21 protein-coding genes are annotated in these 11245 nt (G+C 69.5%); all 21 read right to left on the reverse strand.

The window, feature by feature from the left end:
• Window positions 1-16: 16 nt before the first annotated feature.
• The 21 genes from AB0B45_RS02540 to AB0B45_RS02640 all read right to left on the reverse strand — a co-directional run bounded on the left by AB0B45_RS02540 (window position 17) and on the right by AB0B45_RS02640 (window position 11237).
• Window positions 17-1129, reverse strand: a complete 1113-nt coding sequence (locus tag AB0B45_RS02540) for a hypothetical protein (protein ID WP_358124066.1) — start codon at window positions 1127-1129, stop codon at window positions 17-19.
• The gene (locus AB0B45_RS02545; RefSeq protein WP_358124068.1) at window positions 1126-1671 is read right to left on the reverse strand and encodes a hypothetical protein; all 546 of its coding nucleotides are present in this window, start codon (window positions 1669-1671) and stop codon (window positions 1126-1128) included. Before AB0B45_RS02545 ends, AB0B45_RS02540 begins: the two co-directional genes overlap by 4 nt.
• Window positions 1671-2060 carry a hypothetical protein gene (locus AB0B45_RS02550; RefSeq protein WP_358124070.1) on the reverse strand — a complete coding sequence of 130 codons (390 nt, stop codon included), beginning with the start codon at window positions 2058-2060 and terminating at the stop codon, window positions 1671-1673. Before AB0B45_RS02550 ends, AB0B45_RS02545 begins: the two co-directional genes overlap by 1 nt.
• Window positions 2057-2524, reverse strand: a complete 468-nt coding sequence (locus tag AB0B45_RS02555; protein ID WP_358124072.1) for a hypothetical protein — start codon at window positions 2522-2524, stop codon at window positions 2057-2059. The genes AB0B45_RS02550 and AB0B45_RS02555 overlap by 4 nt, the downstream gene beginning before the upstream one ends.
• Window positions 2521-3030 carry a hypothetical protein gene (locus AB0B45_RS02560; protein ID WP_358124074.1) on the reverse strand — a complete coding sequence of 170 codons (510 nt, stop codon included), beginning with the start codon at window positions 3028-3030 and terminating at the stop codon, window positions 2521-2523. The genes AB0B45_RS02555 and AB0B45_RS02560 overlap by 4 nt, the downstream gene beginning before the upstream one ends.
• Window positions 3023-3400, reverse strand: a complete 378-nt coding sequence (locus AB0B45_RS02565; protein ID WP_358124076.1) for a hypothetical protein — start codon at window positions 3398-3400, stop codon at window positions 3023-3025. Before AB0B45_RS02565 ends, AB0B45_RS02560 begins: the two co-directional genes overlap by 8 nt.
• Entirely contained in the window at window positions 3390-3938 is a 549-nt protein-coding gene (locus AB0B45_RS02570; RefSeq protein ID WP_358124078.1) for a WhiB family transcriptional regulator, read from the reverse strand. Before AB0B45_RS02570 ends, AB0B45_RS02565 begins: the two co-directional genes overlap by 11 nt.
• Complete coding sequence (locus AB0B45_RS02575; protein WP_358124080.1) at window positions 3938-4270, reverse strand: hypothetical protein; 333 nt, start codon at window positions 4268-4270, stop codon at window positions 3938-3940. The genes AB0B45_RS02570 and AB0B45_RS02575 overlap by 1 nt, the downstream gene beginning before the upstream one ends.
• A complete protein-coding gene (locus AB0B45_RS02580; protein WP_358124082.1) occupies window positions 4267-5196 on the reverse strand; it encodes a hypothetical protein in 930 nt (309 codons plus the stop codon). Before AB0B45_RS02580 ends, AB0B45_RS02575 begins: the two co-directional genes overlap by 4 nt.
• On the reverse strand, window positions 5190-5732 hold the full coding sequence (locus AB0B45_RS02585; protein ID WP_358124084.1) for a crossover junction endodeoxyribonuclease RuvC: 543 nt from the start codon (window positions 5730-5732) through the stop codon (window positions 5190-5192). The genes AB0B45_RS02580 and AB0B45_RS02585 overlap by 7 nt, the downstream gene beginning before the upstream one ends.
• Window positions 5729-5956, reverse strand: a complete 228-nt coding sequence (locus AB0B45_RS02590; protein WP_358124086.1) for a hypothetical protein — start codon at window positions 5954-5956, stop codon at window positions 5729-5731. The genes AB0B45_RS02585 and AB0B45_RS02590 overlap by 4 nt, the downstream gene beginning before the upstream one ends.
• A gap of 5 nt (window positions 5957-5961) precedes the next feature.
• The gene (locus AB0B45_RS02595; RefSeq protein WP_358124088.1) at window positions 5962-6342 is read right to left on the reverse strand and encodes a hypothetical protein; all 381 of its coding nucleotides are present in this window, start codon (window positions 6340-6342) and stop codon (window positions 5962-5964) included.
• Complete coding sequence (locus tag AB0B45_RS02600; RefSeq protein WP_358124090.1) at window positions 6339-6695, reverse strand: hypothetical protein; 357 nt, start codon at window positions 6693-6695, stop codon at window positions 6339-6341. Before AB0B45_RS02600 ends, AB0B45_RS02595 begins: the two co-directional genes overlap by 4 nt.
• On the reverse strand, window positions 6692-7075 hold the full coding sequence (locus tag AB0B45_RS02605) for a hypothetical protein (RefSeq protein WP_358124092.1): 384 nt from the start codon (window positions 7073-7075) through the stop codon (window positions 6692-6694). Before AB0B45_RS02605 ends, AB0B45_RS02600 begins: the two co-directional genes overlap by 4 nt.
• An 8-nt stretch (window positions 7076-7083) precedes the next feature.
• Window positions 7084-7341: a hypothetical protein gene (locus AB0B45_RS02610; RefSeq protein WP_358124094.1), complete on the reverse strand. Its 258-nt coding sequence runs from the start codon at window positions 7339-7341 to the stop codon at window positions 7084-7086.
• A 70-nt stretch (window positions 7342-7411) separates the two neighbouring features.
• Entirely contained in the window at window positions 7412-7666 is a 255-nt protein-coding gene (locus AB0B45_RS02615; RefSeq protein ID WP_358124096.1) for a hypothetical protein, read from the reverse strand.
• Window positions 7667-7725: 59 nt separating this feature from the next.
• Entirely contained in the window at window positions 7726-8154 is a 429-nt protein-coding gene (locus AB0B45_RS02620; RefSeq protein ID WP_358124098.1) for a hypothetical protein, read from the reverse strand.
• On the reverse strand, window positions 8154-9866 hold the full coding sequence (locus AB0B45_RS02625; protein WP_358124100.1) for a hypothetical protein: 1713 nt from the start codon (window positions 9864-9866) through the stop codon (window positions 8154-8156). The genes AB0B45_RS02620 and AB0B45_RS02625 overlap by 1 nt, the downstream gene beginning before the upstream one ends.
• Window positions 9866-10822 (reverse strand): hypothetical protein, encoded by a 957-nt coding sequence (locus AB0B45_RS02630; RefSeq protein ID WP_358124102.1) that lies wholly within the window; start codon window positions 10820-10822, stop codon window positions 9866-9868. The genes AB0B45_RS02625 and AB0B45_RS02630 overlap by 1 nt, the downstream gene beginning before the upstream one ends.
• Window positions 10822-11031 carry a hypothetical protein gene (locus AB0B45_RS02635; protein ID WP_358124104.1) on the reverse strand — a complete coding sequence of 70 codons (210 nt, stop codon included), beginning with the start codon at window positions 11029-11031 and terminating at the stop codon, window positions 10822-10824. Before AB0B45_RS02635 ends, AB0B45_RS02630 begins: the two co-directional genes overlap by 1 nt.
• On the reverse strand, window positions 11028-11237 hold the full coding sequence (locus AB0B45_RS02640; protein WP_358124106.1) for a hypothetical protein: 210 nt from the start codon (window positions 11235-11237) through the stop codon (window positions 11028-11030). The genes AB0B45_RS02635 and AB0B45_RS02640 overlap by 4 nt, the downstream gene beginning before the upstream one ends.
• Window positions 11238-11245: the final 8 nt, after the last annotated feature.

Consider the following 11245-nt stretch of genomic DNA (forward strand, 5'->3'; position numbering starts at 1 on the left):
CTGGCCAGCACAGCGGTCACTGCTTGCCGCTGGTGAGCCGCGAGAAGAGTGCATTGATGGTGGCGAGCTCGGTCTGCGCCTGGTCCCGCTCGGCCCGGACCTCGTCCAGTTCGACCCAGAGGTCATCGCGCTCGGCGCGGATCTTCTCCATCGCGCGGACCGCCTCGTTCCGTTCGCGGACCGCCTTGTCCCGTTCGGCTTCAACCTGCCGGACGGTCTGCTCGAACGCGATGAGGGCCTGCAGAGCGGGACCACCGGTCGCGGCCGACGCGCCAGGTGCGGGTGTCGTCGTCTTGGCCTTCGCCGCGGCGACGGTCCGGGGATCAGGGTTCGGTGTGGTCTTGGTGACGGTCAGGCCTCCGTTGTTCCACTCCAGCGCGACCCACCACACGGGCGGGGTTGCTCGGGGCCGGTGGCAGCGGGTGTGCTCCGTCCGGTTCAGGTACTGCCGGACCTCCTTCTCATGCACGGAGTCCCAGCCGTGGCCGACCGCCTTGATGATGTCGGCGAGGGCGCCGACCCACTGCACGCCCTTGGTGCCGCCGTTCGTGAGCGGCACGTCGCCCTGGTCGCGGGCTGCGTCGCGCAGCAGCCCCCACAGGGCTTCAGCGTCGGCAGCGATGTCGCGGGGCTTGCTCTTGGGGACGTGGGCGGTCTCGCCGATCGTCGGCACGGTGTCTCCTTCGGTAGTGGCGGTGGTGGTGTTGGTGAGGTGCGCGATGACCTCGGCCTCGCGGGCGTGCAGCAGGTCGGCGTACGGCTGGGCCTCGACCGGGCCGGGGGTGTGGAGGATGCCGCCCGACACGTACGGCTTGAGGCCGTTCGCGAAGGCTCCGGCGAGGAGCGATTCGACGCTCCACCAGGTGTCACGCATGCTGTCGGCTTTCTCGGTGGCGTGGTCGGTGGCGGCGACCATGGGTGCGGGCTTGGTGGGGTGGTCGTGCAGCAAACGGCGGATCTCGGCCTTGTAGTTGTCCAGGCCGCGGCCCATCGCCTGGAGGGGGATGGACCCGGTGCGGCCGTTGGCGGGATTGGTGATCTCCCACCGGCCGTTGGCGAGCTTCATCGTGAAGCCGAGGCGTTCCGTCTCGGCTTCGACGAGCTTCTTGACGTCGGACTTGCTGCTCATGTGGCGGGTTCCTTCCGGATGCGCAGGCCCATGTACTCGGCGTACGCGGCGGTACCGGCTGCGCCTCGGCTGTTGGGGTGCAGGTGGGCCAGGACCTCGAAGTCGCCGGACCGGCCCGCGGCGAGGCCGAGCATGTAGCCGTTGCGGTACGGCCCGGCCGCGCGGGACAGGGCGGGGATGTGCCACGGCGCTGGATGCGTCTCGACGGTCACGCCGGGCGTGTTCATCGCCCACTCGTAGGTCCACCGGTCGCCGCCGGGCGGGTCGTCGGTATCGGGGTTGTAGCCGACGATCACGTGCAGGCGGCCGCCGGCGCGGGCCCGCGCGTCCTCCAAGTCGTCGCGAACCCGGTGACGGGCGGCGGCCCGCCACCCTGTGTAGACGAGGGTGAGGGGGCGCGGCCGGGATAGGGCGTCGAGTTCGGCCCGGAACGACTGGCGGATGTGGTCGGCGGCCTCGCGCGGGACCTGCTCGTCGTCGAGGATGCGGGCGAGCAGGTGCCGCAGGTGCGCCCGCTCCGCTTCGGTCAGGTGGTCGAGCATCAGCTGCCGCCTCCACCCCTACCGCCGAAGCCGCCCACGATGACACGGCCGGTGCGTGTGCTGATCCCCACGTTGCTCGGCCGTATGGTGGTGGCGCCGTGGACGCGGCCGCTCGAGTAGGCGCCGCCGTACACGTAGGTGTAGCCGGAATGGGAGCCGCCGTCGCAGAACCGCTCGTCCACCGGCTGGTAGGAGCCGTCAGCGGCGAGCGTCGTGGTGTCCACGCAGTCGGCCATGACCGTCTCACCCTCCTGGGCTTCTTCGACGGCGGCGGCCACTGCGAACACCCCGACACCGAGGATGACCGCCGACACTGTGGCCAGGGTGCCCACGATCACGGTGTCCCCCGACATCCGGCGCCTGGGCCGGTACCCGTGGTACCTGCTCATCGGCTCTCCCACTTGGCGCGGACCGCGTCAGCTTCTCCGGACTTGGCGTCTCTGCCGTGGGTGCAGGTGTCGACGACGGTGACGTTTCCGATGATCAGGAGCGTGACGGGCTTGTGCTCGACCTCGTACTGCTCCCATTCCGGGTGGCCGTCTTCGTCGCGGACGATCTCGCCCTGCTCGTCGCGCTTCACCTGGTAGTTGCTGGGGCGGGAGCTGCGTCCGGTCGGCTGCACCTTGACCCTGGTGGTGCGCTTCAGTCCCTGGTGCTTGGGGTTATCCGGGTCGAATCGGGCCCAGTCGTACGTGTCCGGGTCGGTGACGACGTCCCAGATGTCGATGACCTCGGCTTCTTGGATCTCGATGGATCCACTGGACCCGCGCGGGTAGAAGATCGTCGTACCGATCGTGTACGGGTTGCCGCGCCAGTCGGTGAGGGTGCGCAGTTCGGTCTGCTCGTTGGTCATCGGCTGTTGTCTCCCTTGTGGGTGCAGGTGGCGGTGGTCTCGCCGTACAGGGCCAGGTGGTCCGCGCATGGCCAGGTGGGGCAGCTGTCGTTCGTGCAGTGGGTGACGGGCCGGGGCGCGCACATGGGGCACATGGTCAGGAGCGCGTGCACCCACTGCTCGGCGTGCTCGGGGCAGGTGACCCACAGCTCGATCGCGGTGGGTTGGTGTCTGGCGTCGATGCGGTCGAATGCGGCACGCAGATCGGTGCCGTCGTTGAGACCTTCGGTGACGGGCATGTCGGTCCTTTCGAGGGTGGCCCAGTTCACGGCCTCGTCGGTGATCACGAGGGAGGCGCGCTGGCCCCGCAATGTGCGGCGGGTCTTCATGCGCTGCTTGATCTGGTTGGTCGTCGGCTGGGTCCATCCGTGCCACCCGGCCGAGGGGGTCCACCGCTGGAAGTGGACGCGCTGCGCGAGGCCGCACCAGCGGCATCCGTTCGGCTGCGCGAGCACCTGCTCAGTCATGGCCGCGTCGCACGCTGCGGCGTTCCCGCCGCGACATGTACAGCTGGATGCCGTACGAGCCTCTCGGGCCGCCGCGGCGGTGGGCGATCCACTCAGCCTCGGTGTAGCCGCCGACCTCGATTCCGACCGTCCGGGCGGTCTCGACCAGCTCGGTCATCGACATGGGGTAGATGTGGTTGTCATCGTCGAGCCACATGACGAATCCAGCGGCGCGGCCGCGGGCGAACTGGGAGAGCTGCAGCCTGGCGGTGAACGGCTCCGGAGCGCGCCACACCACCTCCCCCTCAGGCACCCACGGCTTGCGCAGGAGGTTGCCGAACTCGTCGAACGGCACCAACGCCTTGTCGTCGTCGTCCATGTCAGCTGCCATCGGTGTTGTCTCCCTTGTTGAGCTGGGCCAGGGCGTGACGGGCGATGTCCACGCCATGCAGCCCGGCCGGTGTCGCGGGCGGCGCGGGCGCGGCCGCCGGCAGGGTGTAGGTCCACCCGTTGGCGCGGAGCCAGGTGATGTACTCGAACGCGAAGTCGGTCGTGCTGGCCCGGTCGTCGGCGTCGGCGTGGTCGCGGTCGTAGACGCGGTGGGCGAGCGCCTTGATCGCGCTCTCGGTGGCATCGCTCGGCACGGTGTCTGCCTTTCCTTCTCGTTTCCTGCGGAGTTGGCGGCGCCGGTAGGAGGTGCGTTCGTCCTCGTCGAGGCCTCCGGCGACGCCGTGTTGGGTTGCGCTGACCTGCAAGTTGAACTCCAGGCATTCGGCCTGGACTGGGCAGAAGCGGCAGATCTGCTTGGCCCGCTGGACGCGGCGCTCCTTCTCCTTGGGTGTCTCCCGGTCCTCGCCGTCGCCCGGCCCGTAGAACAGAGCCAGGTCCTGGCCCTTGCAGGCGGCTCGGTCAGTCCATGGGTCGGCCATCAGCGTCTCCGCTCGGTCAGTCCCAACTCGCGAGCGGCCGCGCTGTACCGTTCGGCTTGCCGGGGCGACACCCGCATGGTTTCGGCGACCTGCTGCAGCGTCTTGCCGTCGTTGACCAGGTCCGCGCACTGGTGGACCCTCGCGAGGCTCCGCGATGTGACCGGCATCCAGGCCGGCCCGGTCTCGGGATGGATGACCCGGAACCCGGCGTTGCCGAGCGCATCGAGGATGCCGTCAGCTGTGGGTGTGGGCGCAGCCAGTTCCTTGGAGATGACGTCGGTTGCTACGTCACCGCTCCTGATAGCGGTTCCGCTTTCTACAGTCGCGTTCACGCGGACTCCCGTAGCTTGTCGAGGCTGATCTTCGCCCGGAGCAGGGTCCGCTCCAGCGCTTCCCAGTTCGTGCCGAGCCGTTCGGCGAGGCGGTCCCGGTCGATCTCCTCGGTCTCCGGGTCGATGGGCGGGTCGGTGGCGAGGATGAACCGGGCGTCCTCGATCAGTGCCTTGCGGTTCCGCATGACCCTCAATCCCTCGAGGGTGCCTCGCTCCTTGAGCCGTTCCAGGTGCTGGTCGCACAGCAGCCGCTCGTCCTTCGACCCACGGATGCAGGTCCGGTGGGAGCAGCGGACCATCTGCCACGGCTTGACGTCGGGCTCGTCGATGGCGTCGGCCCACGCCTTCGAGGGGAGCCATCCCTGGGCGGTCGCGTGCGAGCGGGCGTAGCCGACCGAGCGTGACGGCAGGTAGTCCAGGGGGTTGAGGGTGTCCAGCTCGTCGAATGTGCACCGGATGCGTTGCGCCATGCTGACGAAGACGGTGGGTGGCTCGCCGCTGCGGATGACGCTCAGCCGCGAGATGTCCGCGTTCGCGCGGGCGCCGATCTCCGTCAGCGGCCAGCCTGCCGCGGCGAGCGCCTGCAGTCGGCGGATAGAGCCGACCGCGTTGATACGCACGTGGTCGGGCAGGTCGTCCATGGTGAACGCGAGGATCGCGTCGGACGCGCGGGCGCTGATCTTCGCGGGTGGATTGAGCCCGCGGTTGGGTGCCCCGTCCATCAGGTGGTAGACGGTGGACTTGTTGAGGCCTACCGCCAGGGCGACGGCTTCGTAGCTGATCAGCCAGATCCGGTTCATGTTCCGCACGTGGGCGCGGGCGTCTTCGGCGTCCACCAGTCCGCGCCAGGTTCCGGCGCGTATCTGGCGCTCCCGGTGGAGTCGGTAGCGGCGCCGGGCTTCGGCGAGCGCGTCGCTGGTCACCACGTCGCCTCCGGCCAGCCCTTCACGCGCTGCAGCACGTCGCGCTGCGCCTCGGGGACCTTCACGATCGGCTGGCCGAGCCAGTCGCAGCCCATCGCGCGCATCCACCAGGCGTCGCACTCGTCCTCGGTGGGGAACACCAGGCCAGCCCGTCCCTGCGCGCTGGTCGCCATCTGGCTCTTGGTGGCTGCGCCGTTGCCGGTGGCGTAGATCTTCACGTGGGTGAGGTTGACCAGCGCGATCGGCACGTCCGCGCGCCAGCAGGCGAGCCGGATGTTGCCACCGATCTCCGCGAGCCGGTGGAGGCCGGCGCCCTTGGCGTGAGCGGCGTAGTCCTCGACGACGAGGAGGTTCGGCCGGTAGACGGCGAGCAGGTGGCTGAACGACGCTTCGACGTGGTCCATGCGGGCCTGGTCGTCGGCCAGGGTGCGGGTGCCGCTCACCTTCTTCGCTTTGATCGCGACGGTGGTGTCATCGGGCAGCGCGACACCGGACTGCTCGGCGGCCAGGTCGAGGCCCATGACGCGGGGTTCGATCACTGCCACTCCTTCGGGGTTTCGATGTGGTGGAGGTCGTGGTCAACGAAGTAGTCGGCCCACATGGCGGGGTCGGTGATGACCTTCTCGGGGGGCCGCCGAGCTCGTTCGTCTCGGCGGCGGCGGGAGTGGTGCTGCTCAGTGCGGTGGCTGAGCCACGCGAGGAGGAGGACCCCGGCGGTGACCGCCACGCAGAGCGCGCCGATCACCGCCAGGATGTCTTTCATGACGGTCACGCCGAGCCGTCCGCGTGGAGCTCGTCGAGCTGGGCGCGCAGCGACGTCTTCTCGGCGACCGTCATCATCAGGTCACGCTCGGCCGACTCGGCGCGCTTGGCCTGGGTGGTGCGCTCCTCGTTCAGCTTGTACGCCAGCTCGGAGGCGGCCTCGTACTGGGCGCGCAGCGCGGTCATCTCCGCGGCGGTGTCGCGGCGCATCATTTCGGCACCGCCGACCAGGCCGAGCATGAGCCCTACGACGAGGCTGATCGCGGCGACGACGAGCGCCCACACTCCGCCGAGGATGACCAGGCCTCCGAAGAACGCGAGGCATGCGCCGAACACGAGGGCCTTCTTGTACGGTTCGGCCTTCGCGGCCAGCTGGTCGATCTTCACTTCGTGGCCTGGCCTTCGATGCCGAGGATGTTCGGGTAGGAGGAGGTCACGGGCACGCGCCAGCCGTTGACCTTGACGCGGTAGGTGTGGCCTTCCTCCAGCTCGCCGTAGATGTCGGAGCTGTTGAACTTGAGGGACAGCCAGGCGTCGGTGTTCTCGTAGACGTCGCCGTCCTTGTCCCAGACGAGGTAGCGGCACGACTTGGAGCTGCCGCAGACCCGCTCCTTGTCCTTGACGGTGATCGTCTCCACGCGGCTGGTGCTGAGCTTGACCACGCCGATGACGAGCACGACGAGGAGCCCGAGGACGATGACCCCGCACCCCCACAGGCCGGAGTTGTCGTTGCGGTTCATCGCGAACCGCCTCCGAGGGCGGCGTCGATGCGAGCCTGCTGGTCGGCGGGGACGTGCGGCCGCGCCATCTCGGCGATCAGCCTGGTCGCGGGACGGCCCGCGAAGTTCTCCCCCTCGTTCGGCTTGTCCATACGGAGCGCGTCCAGGGTGAAGGGCGGCACCTCGACGCCGTGCGCGCGGAGCGCGGTGACGAGGGATGCGACGTCGGGCAGCTCGCATGGCGTGTATCCGATCCAGAAGACCTCGGCGTAGTCCTCGTCGCCGGTGGTGGGAGGGTCGAACGCCATGGCGAAGTAGCTGTTGAGGGGTCCGTCCCAACCGACCGTCGTGACGCGGTCTTCCGGGGCGCCGGGGGCGTTGGGGATGGTGTAGCGGCTCATGGTCTTCCTCAGTGGTTGTCGTCGGCTCGCGCCTGCAGGAGGGCGATGCCGGTGTCGGTGGACTTGGCCAGCTCGAACGCGGCCGCGTACTTGGGGAACCCGGCGGCCAGGCGGGCGCGGTTGAGCGCGTCGGCGACGTCGAACGCCTGGAGGAGCTTCTGCACGAAGGCGGAGCCGGGCCATCCGCCGCGGCCGAGGTGGAACAGGACATGCGCGGCGGTCTCGGGGGTGATGTGCGGGTCGGTGGCGTGCGGGTTGATGCTCATCCGGTCTCCCGTGGTGTGGCGGTCGGGCCGGCGCGGACCCCGGACAGGGGCCCGCGCCGTGGTGCTGGGGTCACACAGTGGCGTTCTCGCGGGCGCGCTGGTCGGCGTCGAGCTTCTGCAGAGCAGCCACGATGTCGCCGCGCCAGGCCACGACCGAGGCGGCCAGCTTGTCGGCGATGTGCAGGGCCTCCAGCAGGCCGTTCCGGTCGGTGAGCGCGACGGGGTAGCGGCGGTTGCCGATCGCCAGCGTCGTCTCGTTGTCGGTCAGGCGCTGCTCGATCGTGGCCGGGGTCACGTCGTCGTACTCGACGGTGATCGTCTTCATGGGTACTCCTTGAGGGGTGGGCCCGGCGGCCGCGGCCGCGCGGACGCCGGGCGGGATGGTCAGGTGAGGTAGTCGGGCTTGAGTGGGGCGTAGGGGTCTTCGACCTCTTCGCCGTGCCAGGCGTTGGCGAGGTGGACGGCGACGACCCATGCGGCGTCGTGGACCGTGCGCGCGAGGGGCGTACCGAATTGGGCGGCCTCGGCGATGGCCTTGTGCACGTCGCGGATCCGCTCCAGGCGCTCCCATGCCTCGTCGAGCTTCTGACTGACGTGCTCATGCTCCTCGCGGATCGTGGGCTCGAACGGCACGTACTCGGCGAGCAGCCGGAACGCCTTGCAGGTCAGGCAGTCGCGGGTGTGATCGCACGTACCCGCGTGCTGCGCGATCTCCGCGAGGACAGCGGCGCGCTGCTCGCGCTCGCGCCGCTGCCGGGCGAGCCGGTCGGCGCGGACGGCCGCTCTCTCGCCGTTGGTCAGGAGCATCGGCATCACTGGCCGCCATCCAGGGTGATCTCGCCGTCGCTGAGCTTCTGCAGGAACGCGGCGTAGTCGGTGTTCGTAGCGTTGCCGACCGGGGTGTTGGTCGTCTTCTCGAACGTGGCGGACAGCTGCTCGTTGGTGCCGCCGAGGTCGGACCACACGTTGACGATGCGCTGCCGCAGCTCGTTGCGGCGCTCGGCGGCCTGCTGCATCAGCAGCTTGACGGCGTCGCTCACCTGCGTGAGCGTCAGGTCCTTCGTCGAGGTGACGGTGACGCCTAGGTGCTCGACGATCCAGGCGAACCGGGCCTCGTCCTTCGCCTTCGAGGAGCCCTTCCCCGTCTGGATCGTCACCCCGGCTTCGGTGAACCAGATGCCGAGCTCGCGCAGCGCCTTGGCGCTGGGCTTCGGCTGCTCCTCGTCCTCGACGATCTGGCCCTCCACGATGTCCCCGTCGTCGGCGGCCGCCGCGGCGGCGGCGGCGGTCTGCTGGCGGAAGGACTGGAGGAGCGCTTCGGCCCGGTCGGACGCCTGTCGCGGCTCGTCCGCGATCGGGCCCGGCGCGCTCTCCCCGCCCAACCGGGCAAGGGTCGGCGCCAGCTTGATGAAGGATTGGAGCTGGTCCAGGGTGGCCTTCTTCATGGTGGTGCCGGTGGCGTCGTGGAACTCCTTGTGCAAGGCGCTGATCGTGCCGGGCCAGGCCGTCATGATCTGCTGCCGCAGCAGGTCACCCTCGGGGTCGTCCTCGGGCTGCGCGGCCGCCGCCGGCGCGGGCTGCGTGGCGGGTTCCGTCTGCTCTGGAGCGGCCGGTGCGGGGTAAGTCTGCGGTACCACGCTGTTCTGCTGGGAGAACTTGGCGACGCGGGCCTTGGCCGCGTCCTCCACCTCCAGCGTCCGCGCCTTCCAGACGGGGTCCAGCTTGGCGGCCCGCCAGATGGAAACCACGTCATCGCGGTTCGTGGCCGCCTCGATCATCGCGAGGTAGTCAGTCGCAGGTGCCGCCTCGATCGCCCGCTGGCTGGCGCCGCTCCGGGACAGCTCAGCGCGGCGCGCGACCTCACCCGACATCAACTCGTCGAAGCTGGCTCCCCCGATCGTCAGGCCAGGCACCATGTATGTCGTCGGCTTGGGCCGCTTGGTCTTCTCGTCGAGGATCGTGCCGTTGCGCTTGGCCAGGTACAGCCAGGCGTCCACGTATGTGCCCGCGTGGGCAAGGAACTCGGCGGCGTTCGGGAGCTCCGCCGCGGCGTTCTTGCCCTTGCTGTCGAGCCGCCACAGGCCGAGGCTGGGCACCTCCTTGAGGAACACGCCGAGCCGCGTGGTCGGCTTGCACAGGCGGCTCTCGAGTTCGCGGTCAGCGCCGCACAGGCACGGGCCGACGAACGGGGCCTGCATCGTCACGCCGGTGCAGCGGCGGACGCAGACCTTCGCCTCCCACGCCTCCATGTTCTGTGACAGCCCGTTGGGCGGGACGATGACCGGGATGCGGGTCGCGTTGGTGATGACCTCGAACTGTGGGCCCTCGGGTGACTGCCACGGCCGGGCCTGGCCGCCGTACAGCTCGGCGACGCCCCGGATCATCTCCTCGGACGGCGAGGTGAACCGAAACGTCTCGATCTTGCTGGGGTACTGGCTGCCGCTCTGGCTGGTCTTCTTCACGCCGAGGCGGATACGGCCGTCCTGCCAGTGGCGGCGCTGCAGGACGGAAGGGTCGATGGGCATCAGGCGGCGTCCTTCCTGGTGGTGTTGGTCGGCGGCTGGACAGGCTTGTAGCCGCGCAGTTCGAGCTGGTGGACGTAGCGGGCCAGCGGCAGCAGGCCGCGGAAGCCGTCGAACGCGGCCGCGTCGGCCGGGAGCGGCACGAAGCCGTACGTCGTCTCGCGGAGGTTGAGGATCGCGGTCCCCACGAACTCGGGGACCTCGAACTCGTGGCTGTCGTCGTGGCCCTCGGCGGCGCCGTACCGGCACTCGGGCGGGCAGGCCAGCCCGACCTCCGCGTTCCGGATGGCGGCGAGCTGCATCACGTGGTCGTCGTAGACGGCGCTGGCCGGTTTGGTCAGCGACGTCTTGATGTCCACGAGCCACAGCCCGGACGGCGTCGGGATCGGGTCGGCCGGGACCGCGCGCGGCTTGAAGCGGGGCACGATCGGCGACGTCGGACCGTCGAACCGCAGGTTGACCCAGATGTCGCTGGTGCACCCGTAGCCGAGGGTGCGGTTCAGCACCGTGCACTCGGCCGCCTTGATGTCGCGGCCGCGGCGGATGTCCACGCCGAAGTCGCTCAGGAACTTCCGGTAGGACTCGACGAACGGTTCGGCTTCCTCGTCGGGGATGTACGGGGCGCCCAGGTTGATGGCTTCGGCGATGTGGTGGACGCGGGAGCCGAGGTCGGCTTTCTTGTCCCACTGCACCTTGTACTGCGCCTTGGCTTTCTTGGTGAAGGCCTCCATGTCGTCGGGGTCGGCGGCCGCGCGGATCGCGTCGGGCAGGTTGTCCATCAGCCACTCGGCGGTGGCCTTCGCCGCGGCCGGGGCCAGGGCCTCGATCATGTGCTGGTCGAGCGCGTTGGTGCAGCTGACCAGCATTTCGCCGGTCGCCGGGTCGCAGTAGTAGCGGCCGTTGTCGGTGTGGACGGCGTGCTGCGGGTCGTACTGGTCGTTGCGCTCCTCGGTGTCCACTACAGGCCCCCGTCGTAGTCGGCCTGGCCGAACCAGCCGAAGCGGTACTCGTCCTCGAACATCGACTCGAGGGCGGGCCCGCCGCGGTGGCTCGGCCGGCGCCGCTCGGGGAACGCCTCGTACGGGTGCTGCGGTTCTTCGGGCTTGAGAGCGCCGATGTAGTTGGTCAGCTCCTGTTCGGTGGGGAGCTCGGTGCTCGGTGGGGTCACTGGTGGTCCTCTTCGTATTCGGCGGCCAGGAGCTTTCGGCCGGTCTCCTCGATGAGCTGATAGGCGGCGTCGTAGTCGCCGCCGAGGACGTCGGCGAGCAGAGCGGTAAACGCGCACTTGGCCGTGTAGTCCCAGTGCTGTGCGGCTCTTGTGGCGATGAGCTGCACCAGGTCGTCGAGGGGCAGCGCTGTGGCGGTGTTGGTCACGCTGATTG

Origin of the sequence: Nonomuraea sp. NPDC049152 (assembly GCF_040648355.1) — a bacterium.
Lineage (GTDB): Bacteria > Actinomycetota > Actinomycetes > Streptosporangiales > Streptosporangiaceae > Nonomuraea.

Coding starts and splice junctions, on each gene's coding strand:
- AB0B45_RS02540 (WP_358124066.1), bottom strand. CDS start 1,129: ATGAGCAGCAAGTCCGACGTCAAGAAGCTCGTCGAAGCCGAGACGGAA.
- AB0B45_RS02545 (WP_358124068.1), bottom strand. CDS start 1,671: ATGCTCGACCACCTGACCGAAGCGGAGCGGGCGCACCTGCGGCACCTG.
- AB0B45_RS02550 (WP_358124070.1), bottom strand. CDS start 2,060: ATGAGCAGGTACCACGGGTACCGGCCCAGGCGCCGGATGTCGGGGGAC.
- AB0B45_RS02555 (WP_358124072.1), bottom strand. CDS start 2,524: ATGACCAACGAGCAGACCGAACTGCGCACCCTCACCGACTGGCGCGGC.
- AB0B45_RS02560 (WP_358124074.1), bottom strand. CDS start 3,030: ATGACTGAGCAGGTGCTCGCGCAGCCGAACGGATGCCGCTGGTGCGGC.
- AB0B45_RS02565 (WP_358124076.1), bottom strand. CDS start 3,400: ATGGCAGCTGACATGGACGACGACGACAAGGCGTTGGTGCCGTTCGAC.
- AB0B45_RS02570 (WP_358124078.1), bottom strand. CDS start 3,938: ATGGCCGACCCATGGACTGACCGAGCCGCCTGCAAGGGCCAGGACCTG.
- AB0B45_RS02590 (WP_358124086.1), bottom strand. CDS start 5,956: ATGAAAGACATCCTGGCGGTGATCGGCGCGCTCTGCGTGGCGGTCACC.
- AB0B45_RS02600 (WP_358124090.1), bottom strand. CDS start 6,695: ATGAACCGCAACGACAACTCCGGCCTGTGGGGGTGCGGGGTCATCGTC.
- AB0B45_RS02605 (WP_358124092.1), bottom strand. CDS start 7,075: ATGAGCCGCTACACCATCCCCAACGCCCCCGGCGCCCCGGAAGACCGC.
- AB0B45_RS02610 (WP_358124094.1), bottom strand. CDS start 7,341: ATGAGCATCAACCCGCACGCCACCGACCCGCACATCACCCCCGAGACC.
- AB0B45_RS02615 (WP_358124096.1), bottom strand. CDS start 7,666: ATGAAGACGATCACCGTCGAGTACGACGACGTGACCCCGGCCACGATC.
- AB0B45_RS02620 (WP_358124098.1), bottom strand. CDS start 8,154: ATGCCGATGCTCCTGACCAACGGCGAGAGAGCGGCCGTCCGCGCCGAC.
- AB0B45_RS02625 (WP_358124100.1), bottom strand. CDS start 9,866: ATGCCCATCGACCCTTCCGTCCTGCAGCGCCGCCACTGGCAGGACGGC.